Below are 5057 nucleotides of genomic sequence, written 5' to 3' on the forward strand. Positions count from 1 at the left end.
GTCGACACCCGCAGGCTCGCCGACTGCTTCCCCGCCGTCGACTACTTCGAGAACAGCGGCCTGCCGTTCGTCATCGCCCTCAACGGCTTCGACGGTCACCAGCCCTACACCCCGGACGAGGTGCGCGAGGCGCTGCAGATCGGCCCGGACGCTCCGATCATCACCACCGACGCCCGGCACCGCGCCGACGCCAAGAGCGCGTTGATCACGCTGGTGGAGCACGCGTTGATGGCCCGGCTGCGGTAACGCCCAAGTGCGACGCCCCGTACGGCAGTTGCCGTACGGGTGCGCGCGGCGCCCGGCAGAGCCGACTGTGGCCTTTGACACGGTGGGCCGCGGTGTTCATAACAGTTCGGCAGAGGAATCACCGGAGTCCACCACGCGACGCGGTCACCCGATGCCGCTGCGCGCACGATCGCCCCGCCTTTTGGCGGGGCTCGCTCTTTATGACCGTTTTATCTGCCGTCGGCGGCCGAGTCGGCACAGGGTTTCCACTGTTTGGAAGTGCGCTGGTCCACGTGCTGGAATGCCTGAACTGCCCCATGGTCGATGACGTACTGCGTCGTCGTTGGCGAACCGGGCTCTGAGAGACTGCGGCACGACGTAGGTGCCGACCGCCGAGAGGTTGTTGGTCGAGTGAGGCGAAGCAAGAACGGTCCCGAGCCGTCGGCGCGGGGCAACTTCACCCCGCCGCCGCGCGCCGCGGCGCCCGCCCCGGTGTCCGATGCGGAGTCGGCGGACACTCCCGCGCCGAGCGGCGGCCGTTTCTCCCCGCGCAACTGGCGGGTGCCCACCAGACTGAACGCGATCCTGCTGATACCCGCGGCGGTCGGTCTCATCATGGGCGGCTTCCAGGTGAACAGCTCCATCGACACCTGGCAGCAGGCCCGCGACGCCGAGAGCACCGCCCGTCTGGTGCGCGCCGCCCTGGTCTACGCGGACGCGGTGGAGAACGAGCGTGACATCACCGCCGAGCCGCTCCTTCTGAACAAGAAGGACAGCAAGAGCAAGGCGACGATCGAGGACGCGCGCAAGGCCACCGACGAGGCCGCCGCCGGCTTCGACGAGGCGGCGAAGGGCATGCCGCACACGCCCGGTCTGGAGCGCCGGCTGAAGCTGTTCCGCAAGGCCGAGCCCGAGATCCAGGAACTGCGCAAGACCGCCTACACCTCCAAGCTCACCGGCGTGCAGACCGAGGAAAAGTACGTCGAGGTCGCCCACCCGCTGATGGAGTTCGCCAACGAACTCGGTCTGGGCACGGGCAACATCACGTCGTACGGCCGTACCGTCTACGCCATGTCGCTGACCAAGGCGGCGCTGTCGCTGGAGCGTTCCATCGGCACGCACCTGCTGGTCAAGCCGGGCCCGGACGCGCCGAACCTCTCCACCCAGCGGGTCTCCCTCGCCTCGTACGCCTACCTTGAGCGCATCGCGATCGAGGAGTACCAGGGCGGTGGCACCGCGGCGGACTCGCAGGTGCTGGCCGACGCGCAGAGGAAGGTCCTGGCGGACGCCAAGGCCGAGGCCGCGCAGGCCAAGCAGAACGAACCGAACTACGTGCCGCCGCCGAGCGGCCCGAACGCCATGGTCTCGGCGCTTGCCACCATGAGGGACACCAGCCAGGCCACCCGCGACGAGCTCGCCGCGAACGGGGTCAACGCCCAGAACTGGTTCGCGGTCAACACGCTGAAGTACAAGGCGTACCGCAAGATCGAGTCGGACCTGGCCGACAACGCCGTGAAGGAGGCGTCCGGCATCGCCGACGACGCCCGCACCTCGGCGATCATCACCGGCACCATCGTGGTCGTCGCCCTGCTGCTCGCCTTCTTCCTGGCCGGTGCGGTCGCCCGCCAGATGAGCCGCTCGATGCGCCAGCTGCGCAACGCCGCCTTCGGCATCGCCGAGCAGCGCCTGCCGATGCTGGTCGACCAGTTGTCCCGCACCGACCCGGGCCGGGTCGACACCCGGGTGCCCCCGATCCCGATCCACACCAAGGACGAGATCGGCGAGGTCGCCCGCGCCTTCGACCAGGTGCACCGCGAGGCGGTCCGGCTCGCCGCCGAGCAGGCCCTGCTGCGGGGCAACATCAACGCGATCTTCACCAACCTCTCGCGCCGCAACCAGTCGCTGATCGAGGGCCAGTTGACCCTGATCACCGACCTGGAGAACAACGAGGCCGACCCGGACCAGCTGGAGAACCTCTTCAGGCTGGACCACCTGGCCACCCGTATGCGCCGCAACGGCGAGAACCTCCTGGTCCTCGCCGGCGAGGAGCCGGGCCGCCGCTGGGACCAGCCGGTCCCGCTGGTCGACGTGCTGCGCGCCGCCTCCTCCGAGGTGGAGCAGTACGAGCGCATCGAGCTGTCCGGTGTCCCGGACGCCGAGATCCACGGCCGCGCCGTCACCGACCTCGTGCACCTGCTGGCCGAGCTGCTGGAGAACGCCACCACGTTCTCCTCGCCGCAGACCAAGGTCAAGGTCACCGCGACCCGGCTGCCCGACGGCCGCGTCATGGTCGAGATCCACGACAAGGGCATCGGCCTGACCGCCGAGGACTTCGCGGACATCAACCACAAGCTGGCCAACCCGCCGACCGTGGACGCCGCGATCTCCCAGCGCATGGGCCTGTTCGTGGTCGGCCGGCTCTCCGACCGGCACGGCATCCGGGTCCAGCTGCGCCCCTCGGGCGAGCAGGCGGGCACCACCTCCCTGGTCATGCTGCCGGACGCGATCACGCACGGCGGTGGCGGCGACGCCTCGCTGGAGCGCGAGGAGTTCACGGTCTCGCAGATCATCCCGGAGCAGCAGTTCCAGGTTGAGCACCCGGAGGCGCAGCCGCTGCGCACCGCCGCCGAACTCGGCTTCGACGACAGTCAGTACACCGAGGTCCCCGACGACATCCGCGAACTGGACCCGGTCGGCCGCTCCCTGCTCCGCGAGGGGCGCCGCGCCGCCCTGGAGGCGCAGACCCACGGCCAGCAGCAGCCGGCCGAGCCGCAGCACGACACCGCGGAGACCTACGCGGAACCGTTCTTCGACGGCCAGGACACCGGCTACCACGAGCAGCCGCAGCAGCCGTACGAGGAGACCGCGTACCAGGAGCCGGCGTACCAGGAGCCGTACCAGGAGACGCCGTCCGCCTCCTACGAGCGGCCGTACGACGGGCAGTTCTACCCCCAGAACGGTGAACCGGCGGGTGCCGAGGGCTACCCGGCGGGCGGCGGTTACCCCGCGACCGGTTATGCGGAGCCCGCCTACCAGGGCGACTGGCAGCAGCAGGGCGGCTACCAGAACGGCTACCCGGCCCATTACGCTCCGGAAACGGAATCCGCGCCGGCCGACGCGAACGAGCAGAACCGCGTAGGCTTCGACAGTCCCGCGGCGGCCTCTCCCGCCGGGCACGCGCTGACCGACGCCGGGCTGCCCCGCCGGGGCTCCGTGGCGAACGGTTCCGACGACGCGGAGCCCGCGCAGCAGGAGGCGCCCGCTTCCGTACCGGGGAACAACGGTGACGGCGACTGGCGTTCACCCGGCGACGGTGACGACGACTGGCGTTCGGCGAACGACGAGCGCTGGCAGCAGGCTTCCCAGCTGCGGAAGCCGAAGGCAGGCGGGGTCACCGCCTCGGGTCTGCCGCGGCGGGTGCCCAAGGCCAACCTGGTCGAGGGCAGTGCCGAAACCACCCCCCAGGGAGGCCCCCAGGTCTCCCGCGCCCCGGAGGACGTCCGGGGCAGGCTGAGCAACCTGCGCAGGGGCGTCCAGCGCGGACGCAGCGCAGGCAGTGAAACGAACGGCCAGGGCCTCGGTCCTGACAGCACCTACAACCAGGAGCGTTAGTGTGAGCCCGATGAGCCAGGCGGCACAGAACCTGAACTGGTTGATCACCAACTTCGTGGACAACACCCCGGGGGTGTCCCACACGGTGGTGGTCTCCGCCGACGGACTCCTTCTGGCGATGTCCGAAGGCTTCCCCCGTGACCGCGCCGACCAGCTCGCCGCCGTCGCCTCCGGTCTGACCTCGCTGACCGCCGGTGCCTCGCGCATCTTCGAGGGCGGCAGCGTGAACCAGACGGTTGTGGAGATGGAGCGGGGATTCCTCTTCATCATGTCCATCTCGGACGGATCGTCCCTCGCGGTCCTGGCCCACCCGGAAGCGGACATCGGCCTCATCGGGTACGAGATGGCCCTGCTGGTGGACCGCGCGGGCACGGTCCTCACCCCGGATCTCCGCGCGGAGCTCCAGGGAAGCCTTCTCAACTAGTAAACGGACGGTGCGTATTCGCGTCCCGGGGCCTTAAGGTTTCGGGACGCGGCTCCACACGGATGGGTGCCCGACGCGGTCGGAGGAGGAGAAAGTGGCAACACCCCCAGGAGGTTCGTCCTCCGGCAACTGGTCGTACGGGCCCACCCAGGGCCACGGCGACGGCCCGGCGAACCCGTACGACTTCCCCTCCGCACCCCACCACCGGCAGCCGTACGCCCCGCAGGGCCCCGGGCCCTCGCCGTACGACCAGCCGCCGGCCCCGCGCATCCAGCCGGTCCAGCCGCAGCGCCGTCCCGAGCCGGCGCCCGCGGCCGCATCGAACAACCCCTTGGTGCGTCCGTACGCCATGACCGGCGGCCGGACCCGCCCGCGCTACCAGCTCGCCATCGAGGCACTGGTGCACACCACCGCTGCTCCGCACCAGATGCAGGGTCAACTGCCCGAGCATCAGCGGATCTGCAATCTCTGTCGGGAGATCAAGTCGGTGGCCGAGGTCTCGGCCCTGCTGACGATCCCCCTCGGCGTGGCCAGGATCCTCGTCGCCGACTTGGCGGAGGCGGGCCTGGTCGCCATCCATCAGCCCGGCGGCGACGAGAACGCCGGTGGCCAGCCAGACGTGACACTGCTCGAAAGGGTGCTCAGTGGACTTCGCAAGCTCTAGCGGAGGGCCGGTTTCTCAGAGTCGCTCCACCACCTCCGCGAAGATCGTGGTGGCGGGCGGCTTCGGCGTGGGCAAGACCACGTTCGTCGGCGCCGTCTCGGAGATCAACCCGCTGCGCACAGAGGCCGTCAT

3 protein-coding genes and 2 pseudogenes are annotated in these 5057 nt (G+C 70.0%); all 5 read left to right on the forward strand.

Features of this window, described 5'->3' with window-relative positions; all coding sequences use genetic code 11:
- Positions 1 to 246, forward strand: a pseudogene (locus ACWDD7_RS37285) (ATP-binding protein); the annotation flags it as partial.
- Between the two features lie 390 nt (positions 247 to 636).
- Entirely contained in the window at positions 637 to 3837 is a 3201-nt protein-coding gene (locus ACWDD7_RS37290) for a nitrate- and nitrite sensing domain-containing protein (protein ID WP_450460667.1), read from the forward strand.
- A gap of 10 nt (positions 3838 to 3847) precedes the next feature.
- A complete protein-coding gene (locus tag ACWDD7_RS37295) occupies positions 3848 to 4261 on the forward strand; it encodes a roadblock/LC7 domain-containing protein (protein WP_004983065.1) in 414 nt (137 codons plus the stop codon).
- Between the two features lie 94 nt (positions 4262 to 4355).
- A complete protein-coding gene (locus ACWDD7_RS37300; RefSeq protein WP_450460668.1) occupies positions 4356 to 4925 on the forward strand; it encodes a DUF742 domain-containing protein in 570 nt (189 codons plus the stop codon).
- Positions 4906 to 5057 (forward strand): annotated as a pseudogene (locus ACWDD7_RS37305) (ATP-binding protein); the annotation flags it as partial. The gene ACWDD7_RS37300 and the pseudogene ACWDD7_RS37305, both read left to right, overlap by 20 nt.

It is taken from the genome of Streptomyces sp. NPDC001056 (genome assembly GCF_053598955.1).

Coding starts and splice junctions, on each gene's coding strand:
- ACWDD7_RS37295 (WP_004983065.1), top strand. CDS start 3,848: ATGAGCCAGGCGGCACAGAACCTGAACTGGTTGATCACCAACTTCGTG.